Below are 17,157 nucleotides of genomic sequence, written 5' to 3'. Positions count from 1 at the left end.
CACGTCGTTGCCCTGGCCCGACAGAACGACAAATTTGCACATCGCCCTAATGGTGAACCACAAATAAATCGTTAAAACCGGCGCTACAGGCCCTGTTATGCCCCCGGCTGCCATGAAAAAGCCGAAGACAGGCCGCCGCCCGGACCGGATATCACCGCCGCATGCGGGTGGAACGGCGTGCCGCGATATCAGTGCCCGCCAAAGCGCAGGCGGATACCACCATTGAAGATGAACCCTTCGAGCGGCGCCCAGGCATCCACCGTCCACTGACCGCTCGCGGCGCGCTGCGGAAGGACCAGCGGATCGTAACGCGACTGCCGCACATCGAGCAGATTTTCGGCATTGGCAAACAGGCTGATCTTGCCGAGCACGATCTCGCCGAGCAGTCCGAGATGGACATAGGGTCGCGAACGGGTCCGGAACGGATTGTCCTCCAGCTCCTGCCGTCCGGTATAGTAAAGCTCCACGCCGATCCGGCCCTTGCCATGTTCCTCCCACATGCCGACCAGACCACCGGTGTGGCGCGGTGTCAGCGGCACCCGCTGGCGGCCTGTTCCGGCCGGGTCGGGTTCGGTGGCATCGACGAAGACATAGCTTCCGGTGACCGTGAAGCCGTTCTGCTTGTACCGCAGCAGCAATTCGGAGCCGCGAATCCGGGTCGTGCCGCTGGCGTTGACCAGGCGCACCCGGTCGCTGCAATATCTTCGAGCCTGGTCGAATTTTTGATATTCGCGCCGAACAGGGTCAGATTGGCTTCCCACGGCCCGTCGGCATAGCCCATGTCGAGCGAAGCGGTTCGCGCGCTTTCCGCTTCCAGATCGCCGAGCGGCTCCAGCCGCGACAGGCCGGCGGCCTCGATCGCGTCGACAAAGGGTGTCGGTGCAAAGAAACCGCCGCCCACCGATCCCCGGACGGTCCAGTTGCCGGGCCGGTAGAGCGCCGACAGGCGCGGGCTGAACCGCGTGCCAAATTCGTCATGAAAGTCGACCCGGGCGCTCGCAGCAAGCGTCAGGTCATGGGTCGCCTCCTGCTCGAGCTGGGCGAAGATCGCCGGAACCTTGTAGCTATAGTCAAAGGCCGGAAAGCTGTCCGAGCGAAAACTGTCTGCCTGATAGACGAGACCGCCGACCCAGGACGTGCTGCCGCTGGTTCCCGCAACAGAAGCCTCGACAAAGGCGTTGCTGTGCCGGTCGTCTTCGACAACCGCGCCGAAGCGATGCAGATGATCCTGCCGCATGGCCGAAGCGCGCAGATGCAGGCTGACCCGATCACCAATCGGCTTTTCCGCCACCAGCCCGGCATCATAGCGTTCTGTGTCCTGCGCCTGCACGAAGGCCGTGCCGTCGGGAACCGTGCTTCCGGGCAGAGTGCCGCCCACCCGGTCCTCGGTCATCGCGCCGAGCGTGACATAGAGGGACGAGCCGTCGTCACCATCCCACTGGAAGCGCGGGCGGGCCGTGAAACGGTCGTAGCCGGCCATGTCATACCAGCCATCGCCATCAATATCCTGACCGCTTTGCCGGTGCGCCCCGGCGGTCAGGGAAAGGCCGGCGCTGGCGCTGATCGGCCCGGCGACATAAGCGGTCAGGTCCTGCCCGTTGCGGGTGGTGGCATTGGCGAGAATGTCGGCTTCGAATTCATCCCCCGGCCGCTTCGAGACGAGATTGATAACCCCGCCCAGCGCCGACGCACCATAGAGCGCCGATGCCGCGCCCTTGATCACCTCCACTTGCCCGAGATCGGTCGGCGGAATCTGCAGCAGCCCCAGCGAAGCCGCCTGACCGCCATAGAGCGGCAGATTGTCGGCCAGCAATTGTGTATAGCGTCCCTCCAGCCCCTGAATACGGATATTGGAAGCGCCCAGCGCGGGGGATGTGACCTGCACCCGCACGCCGCCCGTCTCGTTGACCAGCATGGCAATATTTCCGGGCCGCATGATCGCCTTTTCCTCGATCTCTTCGCCGGCAATGACCTCGACGCGAATCGGTTCATCCTGGACCCGGCGGTTGAGCCTGGTGCCCTGGACAATGATATAGTCATTTTCCTCTTCTGCATGTTCGTGGTCCGGACCTGTCTCGACCGGACCGGCCTCCTGCGCAACGAGAGGCATCGGGAGGCTGAAAACAGGCAAGGAGCAAAGCAGCAGAAAACGCCGGTAGCTGGAAATCACGACAAAAGTCCTTTTTGAATAATGGCAACGCCGCGGCCTATGCACCCTCTAGTAGCTATAGGGTCAAGCCGTGATGACAAGCGAAGAGACGGAATTTTCATGGCACAATTTTCGTGGCACAGGGCAATGATCTCGCAAATATTTTTCGGCATATTCTGTCAGGCACGCACCCTCTTTCCTACAATGTACCATATCGGTTATATAAGGATCATCTTGCAACCAGAAAAGGATGAATGCTATGATTGACCAACCGCATGCCACCGATGTTCCCCACCAGCCCGCACCACGCTGGACCCCGGAAAAACAGCGCGAATTCCTGGAAGCGCTCGCACGCTGCGGATCCGTAAAGTCGTCAGCCGCCTTTGTCGGAATGAGTCGCGAAAGCGCTTATCGCTTGCGCCGTCGACAGGAAGGGCGCGCCTTTGACCGGGCGTGGGATGCGGCGCTGATCCATGCCCGCGACCTTTATGCCGAAACCCTGCTCGAAACCGGGCTCAACGGCTGGACCGAGACGGTCTGGTATCATGGCGAGGAAGTCGGCGAGCGGACGCGCTTTTCCCCCGGACTGCTGCTCGCGGCGCTGGCCCGGCTCGATGCCAAGGCCGATGGGCTGGATCTGGCCGGTGAGCCCGTGCGCGAAGCGGCGGCGGATTTTGACGCAATGGTCGAAGCAATCGGCGAAGGCGATGATTGCGCAGCCATGCTCGAGGCGCAGGATCGCGCGGCACAGGCCCGGCGGGCCCCGCCCCCGAACCCCTACAGGACCGAAGCGAGCGACGAAGAATTGCTCGAGCGGCTCGAAATGTTTCACGAACGCGAACTGATAGCCGCAATGGCACCGGAAGATGTCGATACGTCCGATCTTGATCCGTACGAGGCGGACGACTGGGACGATCTGCAATGGGCGCGCGCGGAGCGCAGTGGCATGATGGATCAGCCGGGCTTTTGGGAAAAAGCCAATCCCGAAGGCTATGATGATGACCATTTTGATGGCTCTGATGACTGGGGTGGCCCGGACAAGAAAGGTCCGTCTTTCCACTAAGGGGGTGTGACCCGTGTGACCCTGCAAGCCGGCCGCATCCCGATTCGCGCGGATCGGCAAGAAAGCCGTCGACAAAATATCGGTGGAAGGCCTATTTGTGGGCGTCACCTTCCGGGACCTTCGGACATTATCTTGCTGCTGAACATCTTCATCATCCTGTCGGCCATCGCAACCGGACTGCTGCTGCTCTCCCCGCGCCTTTCGAAATCGACCGTCTGGCGCGCAACGGTGACACCGCTGGCTTCGATCATCGGCAGCGGATTTCTGGTGCTCGCGCCAATATTGGTGTCCGACTATGGCTATATCGCGCCACTGGTCATGGCTGGCCTGTGCCTCGGGGCCTTCCTGTTTGGTGCTGCCATCCGGTTCAACATATTGCAGCGCAATGTCGACCATCCGCTGCCGGACCCATGGACCGACCGGCTGGAACTGGCCGCCTCATGGGCACTGGTCTTCGCCTTCACTATCTCGGTCGGCTATTATCTCAACCTGTTCGGCGCCTTCGGTGTCAGCCTGACTCCATTTGACAATAGCGCCAATGCCAAGCTGCTGACCTCGGCGGTCTATATATTGATCCTGATCGTCGGCTGGACACGCGGGTTCAAGGCGCTGGAAAAGATGGAATATAGCGCGGTGACGCTGAAACTGGCGATCATCGTCAGCCTGCTCGTCGGCCTGAGCTGGTATTTCTACCAGAAAGCGAGTGCGGAAACGCTGTTTGACCACCCGCCGCTGCTTTCCGGCTGGCCAGCGCTCACGCTCGCATTCGGCCTGATCATCACCGTCCAGGGCTTTGAAACCTCGCGCTATCTGGGCCGCGACTATGATCCGGCCACGCGGATCAAATCCATGCGTCTGGCGCAGATTGTCAGCACCGTGATCTACATGATCTATATCGGACTGTTCGCCTATAGTTTCGAGCGCGAGCAATTCGCGCTTACAGAAACAGCGATCATAGACATGATGGGAATCATCACCCCGGTCCTGCCGCTGCTGCTGGTTGCCGCTGCGCTGGCCGCGCAGTTCAGCGCCGCAATCGCCGACACCAGCGGCTCGGGCGGGCTGGTCGAGGAACTGACCAGGGGCCATGTCAAGGCGCGCACCGGCTATGCGATACTGGTCGGCATGGGGCTGCTGATGACCTGGAGCGCCGATGTTTTCCAGATCATCGCTTATGCCAGCCGCGCTTTCGCGCTTTATTATACGTTGCAATCGGTGATCGCGGCGCGGCGCGCTTTCCTGACCGGGGGCAACCGGCTCAAGGGCGTGGGCTTTGTCCTGCTGGCGATGCTGGGCGTGCTGATCGTGCTGTTCGGCAATGATGTCGAATCATCGAACGGCTGAGGAACGGGGACCCCGGCCGCCGGCCGGCTAGGCGATGACCGTCCGCGGCCGTGCCTGCCGATAGGTGCCGAGGATTCGCACGCTGTTGCAATGGAAGCCGAGTTCGGCGAGCGCCCGGTCGATCGCCGGATCGCCGGGTGCGCCCTCGATATCGGCGAAAATTCGGTGGCGGCAAAGCTGCTGCCCTGCTGGTAGCTTTCCAGCTTGGTCATGTTGACGCCATTGGTCGCAAAGCTGCCGAGCGCCTTGTACAGCGCGGCGGGAATATTTTTGACCTCGAAAATGAAGGTCGTCATCACCGGACCATTGGGTTCGGGTTTCGCCGCCTCCGGCGCGAGCACGACGAAACGGGTGATATTGTCCGGTGCATCCTCGATCGCGTCGGCGATCGGCTGCAGGCCGTAAATCTGCGCCGCAAGCTTGGGTGCAATGGCGGCGGCATGGGGATCGTCCTGCTGCGCGACAAAGGCAGCGGCAGCGGCGGTGTCGGCATAGGCCACGGGGATGATGCCGCGCGCGCGCAGATAGTGGCGGCACTGGCCGAGTGCCTGCGGATGGCTCATCGCCGTGCGGATTTCGGCATCGGCGGATCGCGCCATCAGGCAGTGGCTGATCTGCATGAAATATTCGTCGACGATATGCAGGCCCGATTCGGGGAGCAGAAAATGGATATCGGCAACCCGGCCGTTGAGCGAATTTTCAATCGGGATGATCGCGCTGCCGGCCGTGCCATGCTTCACCGCATCGATCGCATCCTCGAAGGCGAAGCAGGGAACCGGCAGTCCGTCCGGCGCATAGTCGAGCGCGGCGAGATGGGAATTGGCACCGGGCGCGCCCTGGAAGGCGATCGCCTTTTCAGGCTTATCAGCGCCTTTTTCGGTCATTTTCCTGACCATGCCCAGTGCGTTTTTCGGAAAGCTGTCCATCTCGTCCCTCTTTTACGCTGCTGCGATAGTCGAACCGGATGCAGCGGGGCAAGAGGGAAGTGGCCCGCCCGTCGGGACCCTGTGCAATTCGCATGGCCTATCGCGTATTTTACGGCAATTGAGGCCTTGCGTTGGTCCGTGGCTCTCTTTACAGACAGCACAAATTTGGCAGGCCCTTGGCCGCCGCTCACTCAGGGGTTTGAGAGACAATATGAGCAACAACAACACCATCGCAGGTTGGGTACTGGCTGGCGGCATCGCGGCCCTCGGCTTTTCCATTCTCAGCAGCAAATATTTCCACGCCGGCCAGCACGAACGCCCCGAAGTCATGGGCTATGCGATCGAAGGCGTTGAATCCGCCGGTGGTGGTGACACGGGTCCTGCTATCGAGACCCTGCTGCAGACGGCCGATGCCGCGGCCGGTGAGAAGGTCTTCGCCAAATGCGCAGCCTGCCACACGATCAACCAGGGCGGTGCCAATGGCATTGGACCGAACCTGTGGGACACGATGGGCAAGCCGCATGGCCATGTCGCCGGCTTTGCCTATAGCGACGCGCTGAAAAGCGTTCCGGGCAACTGGGACTGGGCCGCCATGGACGCCTGGCTGACCTCGCCGCGCAAATATGCCAATGGCACGAAGATGACCTTCGCCGGCCTCGGCAAGGCCGAAGACCGCGCCAATCTGATGGTCTATCTGAACGCACAGGGATCGAACATCCCGCTGCCGCCTCCACCGGCGGTTGAAGAACCGGCAGCGGACGAAGCGGAAGCGGAAGCCGGCGCTGATGCCGAGGCTGAAGAAGCGGTTGAAGCGGACGCAGCTGCGGCTGAAGAATAAGCCGAAGCCCGGATTGCCTAGTCGCAATCCAGTTCGTAAAATTGCTGGATAATATCCCAGGCCTCGTCTGCGGTTTCTACAAACTGGAACAGTTCGAGGTCCCGGCGGCTGATCGTGCCTTCGTCGGCGAGCGCGTCGAAGTTGATCACGCGATTCCAGAAGGTCTTGCCGAACAGCAATATCGGCAGCTTCTCCATCTTGCCGGTCTGCACCAGCGTGACCAGCTCGAGGAACTCGTCGAGCGTCCCGAAACCGCCCGGGAACACGGCTACCGCACGGGCACGCAACAGGAAGTGCATCTTGCGCAGCGCGAAATAGTGGAACTGGAAACTCAGTGACGGCGTGACAAATTCATTGGGCGCCTGCTCGTGCGGCAGGACGATATTCAGTCCGATCGACTCCTGGCCGACATCGGCGGCGCCGCGATTGGCCGCCTCCATGATCGACGGGCCGCCGCCGGAGCAGACGACGAAATCGCGCTTGCCATTGTCCGAAATGCCGCAGGCGCTGGCCAGCCGCGCCAGATTGCGGGCTTCGTCATAATATTTGGCTTTCTCTTTCAGCCGTTCCGCGATTCTCCGGGAATCCTCGTCAGGCGCCGCCTCGATCAAGGCGTCGGCCTTGTCCGGCTCGGGGATCCGCGCCGATCCGTACATTACCAGAGTGGAGCCGATACCGGCTTCGTCGAGCAGCATCTCCGGCTTGAGCAGTTCGAGCTGGAAGCGGACCGGCCGCAATTCCTCACGGAGCAGGAAATCGGTGTCCTGAAAAGCCAGCCGATAGGCCGGATCGCGAGTCTGCGCCGTTTCCAAATGGGCCTTCTCGGCGAATTCGGCTTCTTCCTTGGCGTGGTAAAAGCGGCGGTCGTGGAGATCTTTATTGGTCATGGCTTCGCCCTAGAGCAAAGATTTGTGGCTGACCAGTGGCCTTGTCCCGCTAGCGGCAATATCCGTTTCCGCTCATATCGAGATGGAAATGATCGCGATGCGCGGCATTGTAGTTCGGACTGAGAACAGTGCCGAAGCGTTTGCAGGCACTGTCGTGGATTGCGGCGAGAAACTGCATTTCCTGGCGCCCGCTTTTCCAGTTATTCTCGACCGTGATACGCCGACCGTCGGTGAGCACGAAAGCGGATACGTCGATCGCATTGGCATGGGCATGTTGCGACAATTTACCCGACCCGGCGATATTGCGGCAACTATAGCTGCCCATCGTTTCGATCCGCTTGAGATCGCTACCGAGATATTTGCGGGCCGCGCGTTTGACGGCATATTCGGTCCAGGCGGCAAATTTGCCGGCCAGCTCGCATTTGACCGGGCCGAGATTGGTCACGTCCGCGCCGACATCGAGCAGCTTGATACTGTCGATCTGGCTGCACCCTCCGCTGAACTGGCGATTGGGCAAGGGAGAGAAACGGACATTGGCCTTGCCAAGGTCGCTGTAACATTGCCGCGCTGCCGCTGTCGGATTGAAGGAGCCGAGACCGGCGGAGGCTTGTGGCCGCTGAGATTGACCGCTGCTGCTGCCCGCCGGTATTGCCCCACATGCGCTGAGCATCAAGGAGACTAGGCCCAGAAGCGCAACAGCGCGCGTCTGGCGAACGTTATACGATTTCATTGTCATGCCCGGCGCTATGTCAGAAGATGGTTAAATCCGGACTGATATCCATGGTTAACAGAATCTTGCCAGATATGGTTTGTGCTCGGGGGTAAAGCTGCCGGACACCATAACCAGAAAGTCTGGCGGGGAAAAACCGTAAAAAACCATCTCTGAGCATTGAAAAAGCGCCGGAACACCCGATCTCGAACAATGTATTCGCCATTGTTCCGGTGTCTGTCGACATTTTCGATTCACGGAACTGGACAAGACCGCGCATTCCAGATCGCGGCAAATCGATTAGAGTTGGAGAAAATGATCATGAAAAATTCTACAATTGCCGTAGCGATCGCTACCATATTGGCGACCACCGGATTTTCCGCACCCGCCCTCGCGACGGGCAAGATGACCTGCGACGCAGGACCGCAATCCGGCTGGAAAACGCAGGCCCAACTCGAAGCGGCGCTGGTAGAACAGGGCTGGACGGTCAAAAAGTCCAAGGTCGATGGCGGCTGTTATGAAGTTTATGGCACCACTCCGGAAGGCGAACCGGTGGAGGCCTATTTTCACCCTGTATCGCTCGAAAAACTGCTGGTTTCACGCCGCGGCAAAGTTCTTTTCCGCAAGCAATAGCCGGTATCAATCGCAACCAAGAACGCGCTTGACATGCTGCGCCGCACCATACAAAGCGGCGCCGGGCCACGCGGTCCCAACGCCGCGCGAGCTCTCTGTAAGGAGAAGCGTTTAAATGACTGATACGACTATACCGACGCCAGAATTGCGTCCTGACTGCCCGAATTTTTCTTCGGGTCCTACAGCCAAATTCCCCGGCTGGTCCCTCGACAAGATCAACACCATCGCCATGGGCCGTTCGCATCGTTCCGCGACTGGCAAGGCTCGCCTGAAATATGCTATCGACCTCAGTCGCGAGCTGCTCGGCATCCCCGACGACTATCTGATCGGTATCGTGCCGGCCTCCGATACCGGCGCCGTGGAACTGGCGATGTGGAACATGCTCGGTGCCCGTCCGGTGACGGTTGCAGCATGGGAAAGCTTCGGCAATGTCTGGATTCAGGACGCCGTGAAGCAGCTCAAGCCTGCCGACCTCACGGTCCTCGAAGCCGACTATGGCGAAATCCCGGACCTGACCACGATCGACAAGGGTGACGATATCGTCTTCACCTGGAACGGCACCACCTCGGGCGCGCGAATTCCCGATACCGACTGGATTGCCGACGACCGCGAAGGCGTGACGATCAACGACGCTACCAGCGCCGTCTTTGCCCAGCCGATGGACTGGTCGAAGCTCGATGCCACCACCTACAGCTGGCAGAAGGTCATGGGTTCCGAAGCCGGTCACGGCATGCTCATCCTAAGCCCGCGTGCCGTCGAGCGGATCGAAAGCTACACCCCGTCCTGGCCGTTGCCGAAAATCTTCCGGGTGAAAAAGGGCGACAAGCTCAACACCGCGATTTTCGAAGGCGCAACGATCAACACGCCGTCCCTGCTCGCGACCGAAGATTATATCGCTTCGCTCGAATGGGCCAAGTCGATCGGCGGCTTGTCCGAACTGCACGCCCGCGCCGACCGCAACGCCAAAACCGTCCACGACTGGCTCGAAGCCACGCCGTGGATGCGCAATATGGTCAGCGATCCGGCCAAATGGACCAACACCGGCGTCTGCATGGTATTCCAGGGCGAATGGTATGACAGCCTCGACGACGACGCCAAGGCTTCCGTGCCCAAGAAGATCGCAGCAATGCTCGAGAAGATGGACATTGCCTATGACTTCAACGGCTATCGCGATGCCCCGCCGTCGCTGCGCATCTGGTGCGGTTCGACGGTCGAGCAGGAAGACATTCGCCGTCTGCTGCTGTGGATCGAATGGGCTTATGCTCAGGTGAAAGCCGAGCTTTCCTAATTGTGTCGCCCCGGCGAGAGCCGGGGCCAGGCCAATGCCCTGCTGTAAAGCCATTGGTCTAGAAGCCGGCCCGTGCCGGCGCGATCATTCCGACAAGGAACATTATGATGCCAAAAGTACTTATTTCCGACAAAATGGACCCGAAAGCCGCCGAGATTTTCCGCGAACGCGGTTGCGAAGTTGACGAAATCACCGGCCAGACACCGGAAGAGCTGATGAAGATCATCGGTGAATATGACGGCCTTGCCATTCGCTCCTCGACCACGGTCACTCCCGAAATACTGGAAGCCGCGACCAATCTGAAAGTGGTCGGCCGCGCCGGTATCGGTGTCGACAATGTCGATATTCCCGCCGCTTCCGCCAAGGGCGTCGTGGTCATGAACACGCCGTTTGGCAACAGCATCACCACAGCAGAACATGCCATTGCGCTGATGTTCGCGCTCGCGCGCCAGCTTCCCGCCGCCGACTTGTCGACCCAGGCCGGTAAATGGGAAAAGTCGAAATTCATGGGCGTCGAGCTGACCAGCAAGACGCTCGGCCTGATCGGCGCCGGCAATATCGGTTCGATTGTAGCCGAACGCGCCATCGGCCTGCGGATGAAGGTTGTCGCCTATGACCCGTTCCTCACCGAGGAACGCGCGGTTGAAATGGGTGTCGAGAAAGTCTCGCTGGACGATCTGCTCGCCCGCGCCGACTTTATCACCATGCACACGCCGCTGACCGACCAGACACGCAATATCCTGTCTGCCGAAGCGCTCGCCAAGACCAAGCCGGGCGTGCGGATCATCAACTGCGCGCGCGGCGGCCTGATCGACGAAGCGGCCTTGAAGGAAGCGCTGGAATCCGGCCATGTCGCCGGCGCGGCCCTCGACGTTTATGCGCAGGAACCGGCAAAGGAAAACGCGTTGTTCGGCACGCCCAACCTGATCTGCACACCGCATCTCGGTGCCTCCACCAGTGAGGCGCAGGTGAATGTGGCAATCCAGGTCGCCGAGCAGATGGCTGATTATCTGGTTAATGGCGGCGTCGAAAATGCGCTGAACATGCCGAGCCTCTCGGCTGAACAGGCACCGAAGCTGAAACCCTATATGGCACTTGCCACCCAGCTCGGATCGCTCGTTGGCCAGCTCGCGGCCGACCAGATCAAGGGCGTTGCCGTTGAAGTCGAAGGCGCAGCCGCAGAGCTGGACCAGAAGCCGATTACGGCTGCGGTGCTGGCCGGGCTGATGCGGGCCTATAGCGACACCGTGAACATGGTCAACGCGCCCTATCTGGCGAAAGAACGCGGACTTGACGTTCGCGAAATCCGTCACGAGCGCGAAGGCGATTACCACACACTCGTTCGCGTTTCCGTGACCACCGACGAAGGCGAGAAATCGGTTGCCGGCACCCTGTTCGGATCGTCCGGCCCCCGGCTGGTCGAAATGTTCGGCATCAAGGTCGAGGCGGACATGGAAGGCGACATGCTCTATATCGTCAACCGTGACGAGCCTGGTTTTATCGGGCGCGTCGGTTCGACGCTGGGCGAGGCGGGCGTCAATATCGGCACCTTCCACCTTGGCCGTCGCAGCGATGCGCCGGGTGGCGAAGCTGTATTGCTGCTCTCGATCGATTCGCCGGTCGAAGAGCCCGTCCTCTGGTCGGTCTGTCAGCTGGAAGGCGTGAAAACGGTCAAGGCCCTGAGCTTTTGATTCAATAGGGCGAGACCCAAGAAAAAAGATGGCCTGAGCCTTTGCTTGGGCTATGGAGCAGGGCCATGCGAAAACCATCCAATCTTCTGCCCGAAGGATTTCACGACGCGCTGCCGCCTTATGCCGAGGCGGCATCGCGACTGGAACGCGATGTACTCGATACGCTGGCCAGCCACGGTTATGCGCGGGTCACACCGCCTCTGGTCGAATATGAGGACGGGTTGACCAACCGGATGCAGGGCGCTTCGCGAAGCGATCTGATGCGGTTTGTCGATCCGATCTCCCAGCGCACCCTGGCGTTGCGTCCGGACATGACAATGCAGGTCGGCCGGATTGCCACGACCAGTCTGGCGGACCGGCCGCGGCCGCTTCGGCTGAGCTATTCGGGCCAAGTGCTGAAACTGCGCTCGGGACAGTTGCAGCCGGAACGCAGCCGGTTGCAAATCGGTGCGGAACTGGTTGGCAGCGACAGCGTCATTGCCGCCAGCGAAATTGTCTCGGTCGCGATCGAAGCGCTTGAACGGGCGGGCGTTTCCGGCATCACCGTCGACTTCACGCTCCCCGACCTGATCGATATGCTGGCAGCCGGCCCCTTGCCGTTGAACGAAGCCCAGATTGCCGAAGTCCGCAGCGAACTGGATATGAAGGACGCCGGCGGCCTCAACGCGATGGGCGCAACCGGTTATTTGCCTTTGATCGAGGCAACCGGCCCGTTCGACGAAGCAATGGCGAAAATGCGGGAATTTGACAGCGAGGGTCTGCTGGGTTCACGACTGGACGGTATTTCCCGGATCGCCGCCAGCATCCAGGGCAAGGCTAGCCTCACCCTCGACCCGACCGAACGCCACGGTTTCGAATATCAGAACTGGTTCGGCTTCACCCTTTATGCCGACAGTTTCATCGGCGCACTGGGCCGTGGCGGCAGTTACGAAATCCTGCACCCGGACGGCGCAACCGAAGCCGCGGTCGGCTTCTCGCTCTATCCCAATCCCCTGATCGACGCCGGTTTTGGTGCAAAAACCAGCGAGCAGATATTTTTGCCGATCGGCCATGACAAGGATATGGCCGCGCAGCTGCGGGAATCAGGCTGGCGCACAGTGGCGGCCCTTTCAGACAAGACCGGGCCGAGCGCTCGGATGTACCCATATTCTAAACGGCGATCAGCCGGAACCAGTATAAGAAAGTGATTCAATGGCCAATGTAACGGTAATCGGCGCACAATGGGGTGATGAAGGCAAAGGCAAGATTGTCGACTGGCTATCCGAACGCGCCGATGTCGTGGTCCGCTTTCAGGGCGGCCATAATGCAGGCCATACGCTGGTTGTCGATGGCGCCGTGTACAAGCTTTCGCTGCTGCCATCGGGCATCGTGCGTGGCGCCCTGTCGATTATCGGCAATGGCGTGGTGCTCGACCCGTGGCATCTGCGCGACGAAATCGAGAAACTGACTGGCCAGGGAGTGGCAATCAATACCGACAATTTCGGCATCGCCGAGACTTGCCCGCTGATCCTGCCGATCCACCGCGATCTTGACGCGATGCGCGAGGATGCCAGCGGCAAGGGCAAGATCGGAACAACTCGGCGGGGTATTGGCCCGGCCTATGAAGACAAGGTTGGTCGCCGCGCGATCCGGGTCTGCGATCTCGCCCATCTCGATGATCTGGGGCCGCAACTCGACCGGCTGTGTGCGCATCACGATGCGCTCCGTGCCGGCTTTGGCGAACCGCCGGTGGACCGCGAGCGGCTGCTCAATGACCTGAAGGAAATTGCCGACAGTGTGTTGCAATATGCCCAGCCGGTCTGGAAGCGCCTCAACGAGGCGCGGCGCGACGGCAAGCGGATCCTGTTCGAAGGCGCGCAGGGCGTGTTGCTGGATGTCGACCACGGCACCTATCCGTTTGTCACAAGCTCCAATACGATTTCGGGCACCGCTGCGGGCGGCTCCGGCATCGGCCCGTCCGGCACCGGCTATGTCCTTGGCATCACCAAAGCCTATACAACCCGCGTCGGCTCCGGCCCCTTCCCGACCGAACTGGACGATGATATCGGCCAGCGGCTTGGCGAACGGGGACATGAATTCGGCACCGTCACCGGTCGCCAGCGGCGCTGCGGCTGGTTCGATGCAGTGCTCGTGCGGCAGGCGCTGGCGGTGTCCGGCGTTGCCGGCATCGCGCTGACCAAGCTCGACGTGCTCGACGGATTCGAGCAACTGAAAATCTGTGTCGGTTACGAACTCGATGGCGTCACATACGATTATCTGCCGCCCCACCATCAGGATCAGGCCGCGGTCAAACCGGTCTACGAGACGCTGGAAGGATGGAGCGAGTCCACCGCCGGCGCGCGCAGCTGGGCCGATCTGCCGGCGCAGGCGATCAAATATATCCGGCGGGTGGAAGAACTGATCCAGTGTCCTGTGGCATTGGTGAGCACGTCGCCGGAGCGGGACGATACGATATTGGTGACGGATCCGTTCGCGGATTGAGGCCCCTTCGGGCTCAAATCTTATAGTTGGCCGCCAGATTTCAGCGTTAAACATCGTCCGCAGAGATCATTTCTTCGCGGTCGATCTCGCCGGTCATCGAAGCCACTGTCACCGCTACGGCTGCATCACCTGAGACATTGGTGGTCGTGCGCATCATGTCCATGATCCGGTCGACACCGGCAACAAAGGCGATGGTTTCAAGCGGCACGCCAACGCTGCCGAACACCAGCGCCATCATGATCAGGCCAGCGCCCGGAATACCCGCCGCGCCAATCGCGCCGAGGGTTGAGGTGATGGAGATCAGGAAATAGTCGCCCCAGGAGAGGTCAACGCCGAAAATCTGTGCCCCGAACAACGTCGCAAGGCCGAGATACATGGCCGTTCCGTTCATATTGATCGTAGCGCCCAGCGAGACGACAAAGCTGGCCACCGAATTGCGGACACCCAGATTGCGTTCGACGCAGCGCAGCGTCACCGGCAAGGTCGCATTGGAAGAAGCGGTCGAATAGCTGACCGCGATCGCGTCAACGATACCGCGGAAGAAATCGATCGGAGGCAGTTTCGCGACAAACTTGATCATCCCTGAATAGACTATCCCGATGATCAGCAGGCAGCCGAGATAGTTGAGCCCGACCAGTTGGGCCAGCGAGAGCAATGCATCCATGCCCAACGTGCCTGCAACCCAAGCCATAAGCGCGAACACGCCAAAAGGCGTCAATTCCATCACGATCATCGTGACTTTCTGCATGACGATAGCGCCGCTATCGAATATCTTGGCCAGCGGCTTGCCGTCTTCCTTGGCCATCAGAATGCCTATACCGATCAGCAAGGCAAAGACGATCAGCGGCAATACGCGCACGTCGGCCATGACCTGAACCGGACTGTCCGGGACGATCGAGAGGATCATGTCCACGGCGGTCGTATCATTGGGCGCAGGAGTTTCGCCCATTTCGATCGTATCGGTGTCGACGCCCGCTCCGGGCTGGAAAAATGTGCCAAGCGCAAGACCCAGCCAGGCGGCTATCTGACCTGTTATCACGAACAGGATCATCGCCCGCCCGCCAACGCTGCCCAGTTTCTTGAGATCCCCCAGCGCCGCTACGCCGGCAACCAGAGAGAAGAAGATCAGCGGAACGACCAGCATCTTGATCGCCTTGATGAAGAAATCGCCGATCCATTTGATGGTTTCCGATTCCGGCCCCCAGACCAGGCCGGTGATGACGCCGAGCACAAGCGCCGCGATCACACGCTGCCAGAGCGGTATCTTGAACCAGAATGCCAACATGCGATTGTCCCCCGAAATTCTATCCACCCATGCCTATCGACCGCTGCGGGGCGCGGCAAGCCTTTAGGCCGTGGTTACATCCAGAAGCTGATCGCTAGACAGGTCGACAGTCCGACGCCAAAGGTCAGCGGAATTCCGGCCTTGAAGAAGTCGGTGAACCGGTAATTGCCTGCTGCGTAGACCAGCGTATTGGTTTGATAGCCGATCGGTGTGGCGAAACTGGCGGAAGCGGCGAACATCACCGCAATCACCAGCGGGCGAGGATCTACTCCCAGATCATTGCCCAGTGCAATGGCAATCGGCGTAATGATGATGGCGACCGCGTTGTTGGTAACGATCTCGGTCATGATCACGGACAGGACGTAAATCGCAAAAACCAGCCCCCATGGTGGCACTTCCCGCAAAAAGGAGTCAGTTCGGACACGATCAGGTCGACACTTCCGGCTTGCTGGAGCCCCAGACCGACCGCGAGCATCCCGAATATCAGAACCAGCACATTGCCATCGATTGACCCCCAGGCCTCTTCCGCGTCGATACAGCGCGCCAGCAGGATTGCACCAACCGCTAGAATGGCCGCGACCGCGAGAGATATGATATTGAACGCGGCAAGAACCACCACCGCGACAAGGGCCCCGATAGCAACGGGAGCCCGGTCCCTGCGAAAGGCCCGAATCTTGGTTTGTCCGACCCCGAAAAGATTGGGGTTCTGATACATGCGGTGAATATCTTCGCTCGATCCAGTCACCAGCAACCGGTCCGCCGCGTGAATACGGGCGTTGGTCAGGTCGGACCGCGGCAGGTTGCGATAGCGGGTCATGCCCAATATGCGAACATTGAGCTGCGACAGGAACGGTATGTCGTACAGCCGGTTACCGATGCTGGGATGGCTCGGCGCCACCGTTGCCTCGACCAGTTCCTCTCCCAATGGCCCCGCATCACCCTTGTGGACGATGCCCACTTTGAAATCTTCCGATTCGCGCAGCGAGATCAGCTCGGCGAGATCCAGCTGCACCACGATCCGGTCGCCCGCCCGCAGTTCATGGTGATCAAGATCGTGGCGAATATAGCTGCTCAATCTTTTGACAGCCGTGACCTCAAGGCCCGCGCGGCGCAATTCGGGGACGGCGGAAAGTTTCTTGTCGATCACCGATGCTCTGTTGCGCACCGTCAATTCGGTAAGAAAGGCGCTTTCATCGCTACTGTCAAACTGGCCCTGAACCTCTCCGCCTGGCAACAGCCAGCTGCTGAACAGGACCATCATCACGGTGCCGGCAACAGCAGCGATCAGGCCATAAGGCGTGATTTCGAATATGCCGAACCCGGCCAGCCCCTGGTCACGTGCCACGGCATCGACAATCAGGTTGGTCGACGTGCCGATCAGCGTGGTCGTACCGCCCAATATGCAGATGAAGCTCAGCGGGATCAGCAATTTCTTGGACGAAAAACCGGTCGCCCGCGAGAGCCGCAGGATGATCGGTATCAAAACGATCACCACCGGCGTATTGTTCATGAAGGCAGAAGCGACAAAGGCGCCCAGAAACATCTCGGCCACAGCCAGTTTGGGATGCCGTTTGGCACGCTTGATGATGAACCCGGCGATCGCGTCAATCGTTCCCGTTCGCAGCAAGGCGCCCGACAGGATGAACATCGCGGCAATCGTGATCGGAGCCGTATTGGAGAAGACCGAAAAAGACCATCGGAATCGATGATCCCGAGAAACAGGAACATGCAGGCACCGAGCACCGCAACCACTGCTGCGGGAAAGCGCTCCATAATGAACCCGGCAAACAGGAAGCCGAGAATCACGAGACCGATGACAGCCTTGTTGGCTTGGATATATTCATCAATAACGTGGAGGATGAG

Annotated in this window: 16 protein-coding genes and 1 pseudogene; 8 read left to right on the top strand and 9 right to left on the bottom strand. The window is 60.1% G+C overall.

Going from position 1 to position 17,157, the window contains the following annotated elements; translation table 11 throughout:
- Window positions 1-188 precede the first annotated feature (188 nt).
- Window positions 189-638, bottom strand: coding sequence for a TonB-dependent receptor (locus C8024_RS21295; protein ID WP_254305713.1), 450 nt, complete (start codon window positions 636-638; stop codon window positions 189-191).
- Window positions 530-2,170 (bottom strand): TonB-dependent receptor plug domain-containing protein, encoded by a 1,641-nt coding sequence (locus C8024_RS08160; RefSeq protein WP_367947225.1) that lies wholly within the window; start codon window positions 2,168-2,170, stop codon window positions 530-532. Before C8024_RS08160 ends, C8024_RS21295 begins: the two co-directional genes overlap by 109 nt.
- Window positions 2,171-2,408: 238 nt before the next feature.
- Here C8024_RS08160 and C8024_RS08155 point away from each other — a divergent pair, with 238 nt between their 5' ends.
- Entirely contained in the window at window positions 2,409-3,212 is an 804-nt protein-coding gene (locus C8024_RS08155; protein ID WP_173204014.1) for a hypothetical protein, read from the top strand.
- Between the two features lie 132 nt (window positions 3,213-3,344).
- The gene (locus tag C8024_RS08150) at window positions 3,345-4,556 is read left to right on the top strand and encodes a hypothetical protein (protein ID WP_217272084.1); all 1,212 of its coding nucleotides are present in this window, start codon (window positions 3,345-3,347) and stop codon (window positions 4,554-4,556) included.
- 27 nt (window positions 4,557-4,583) lie between these two features.
- Here C8024_RS08150 and C8024_RS08145 read toward each other — a convergent pair.
- Window positions 4,584-5,482 (bottom strand): annotated as a pseudogene (locus C8024_RS08145) (prephenate dehydratase).
- A 211-nt stretch (window positions 5,483-5,693) separates the two neighbouring features.
- Here C8024_RS08145 and C8024_RS08140 point away from each other — a divergent pair.
- Window positions 5,694-6,320 carry a cytochrome c family protein gene (locus tag C8024_RS08140; protein ID WP_100092869.1) on the top strand — a complete coding sequence of 209 codons (627 nt, stop codon included), beginning with the start codon at window positions 5,694-5,696 and terminating at the stop codon, window positions 6,318-6,320.
- A gap of 17 nt (window positions 6,321-6,337) precedes the next feature.
- Here C8024_RS08140 and C8024_RS08135 read toward each other — a convergent pair whose 3' ends face one another.
- From C8024_RS08135 to C8024_RS08125, 3 genes are read right to left on the bottom strand one after another with little or no spacing between them, the layout of a single operon-like run.
- Complete coding sequence (locus tag C8024_RS08135; protein ID WP_100092870.1) at window positions 6,338-7,207, bottom strand: LOG family protein; 870 nt, start codon at window positions 7,205-7,207, stop codon at window positions 6,338-6,340.
- Window positions 7,208-7,256: 49 nt separating this feature from the next.
- Window positions 7,257-7,943 (bottom strand): extensin family protein, encoded by a 687-nt coding sequence (locus tag C8024_RS08130; protein ID WP_173204012.1) that lies wholly within the window; start codon window positions 7,941-7,943, stop codon window positions 7,257-7,259.
- 13 nt (window positions 7,944-7,956) lie between these two features.
- Window positions 7,957-8,163 carry a hypothetical protein gene (locus tag C8024_RS08125; protein WP_173204010.1) on the bottom strand — a complete coding sequence of 69 codons (207 nt, stop codon included), beginning with the start codon at window positions 8,161-8,163 and terminating at the stop codon, window positions 7,957-7,959.
- A 74-nt stretch (window positions 8,164-8,237) separates the two neighbouring features.
- On the opposite strand from C8024_RS08125, the gene C8024_RS08120 reads away from it, so the two are divergent.
- The 5 genes from C8024_RS08120 (at window position 8,238) to C8024_RS08100 (ending at window position 14,009) form a co-directional block, all read left to right on the top strand.
- Window positions 8,238-8,549, top strand: coding sequence for a PepSY domain-containing protein (locus C8024_RS08120; RefSeq protein WP_100095418.1), 312 nt, complete (start codon window positions 8,238-8,240; stop codon window positions 8,547-8,549).
- A gap of 115 nt (window positions 8,550-8,664) precedes the next feature.
- A complete protein-coding gene (locus C8024_RS08115; protein WP_173204008.1) occupies window positions 8,665-9,837 on the top strand; it encodes a phosphoserine transaminase in 1,173 nt (390 codons plus the stop codon).
- Window positions 9,838-9,944: 107 nt separating this feature from the next.
- The gene (serA, locus tag C8024_RS08110; RefSeq protein WP_173204006.1) at window positions 9,945-11,528 is read left to right on the top strand and encodes a phosphoglycerate dehydrogenase; all 1,584 of its coding nucleotides are present in this window, start codon (window positions 9,945-9,947) and stop codon (window positions 11,526-11,528) included.
- Between the two features lie 65 nt (window positions 11,529-11,593).
- Window positions 11,594-12,715 carry an ATP phosphoribosyltransferase regulatory subunit gene (locus tag C8024_RS08105; protein WP_367947224.1) on the top strand — a complete coding sequence of 374 codons (1,122 nt, stop codon included), beginning with the start codon at window positions 11,594-11,596 and terminating at the stop codon, window positions 12,713-12,715.
- Between the two features lie 4 nt (window positions 12,716-12,719).
- Entirely contained in the window at window positions 12,720-14,009 is a 1,290-nt protein-coding gene (locus C8024_RS08100) for an adenylosuccinate synthase (RefSeq protein WP_173204004.1), read from the top strand.
- 46 nt (window positions 14,010-14,055) lie between these two features.
- On the opposite strand, the gene C8024_RS08095 is transcribed toward C8024_RS08100, so the two are convergent.
- The 3 genes from C8024_RS08095 to C8024_RS08090 form a co-directional block, all read right to left on the bottom strand.
- Entirely contained in the window at window positions 14,056-15,294 is a 1,239-nt protein-coding gene (locus C8024_RS08095) for a dicarboxylate/amino acid:cation symporter (RefSeq protein WP_173204002.1), read from the bottom strand.
- A 74-nt stretch (window positions 15,295-15,368) separates the two neighbouring features.
- Window positions 15,369-15,641: an SLC13 family permease gene (locus C8024_RS23170; protein WP_367947232.1), complete on the bottom strand. Its 273-nt coding sequence runs from the start codon at window positions 15,639-15,641 to the stop codon at window positions 15,369-15,371.
- A gap of 2 nt (window positions 15,642-15,643) precedes the next feature.
- A complete protein-coding gene (locus C8024_RS08090; protein ID WP_367947223.1) occupies window positions 15,644-16,942 on the bottom strand; it encodes an SLC13 family permease in 1,299 nt (432 codons plus the stop codon).
- Between the last annotated feature and the right edge of the window lie 215 nt (window positions 16,943-17,157).

Origin of the sequence: Sphingopyxis sp. BSNA05 (assembly GCF_013265645.1) — a bacterium.
Lineage (GTDB): Bacteria > Pseudomonadota > Alphaproteobacteria > Sphingomonadales > Sphingomonadaceae > Parasphingorhabdus.
Note: the sequence above shows the minus strand (reverse complement) of the source record. Positions and strands in the feature narration are given on the sequence as shown.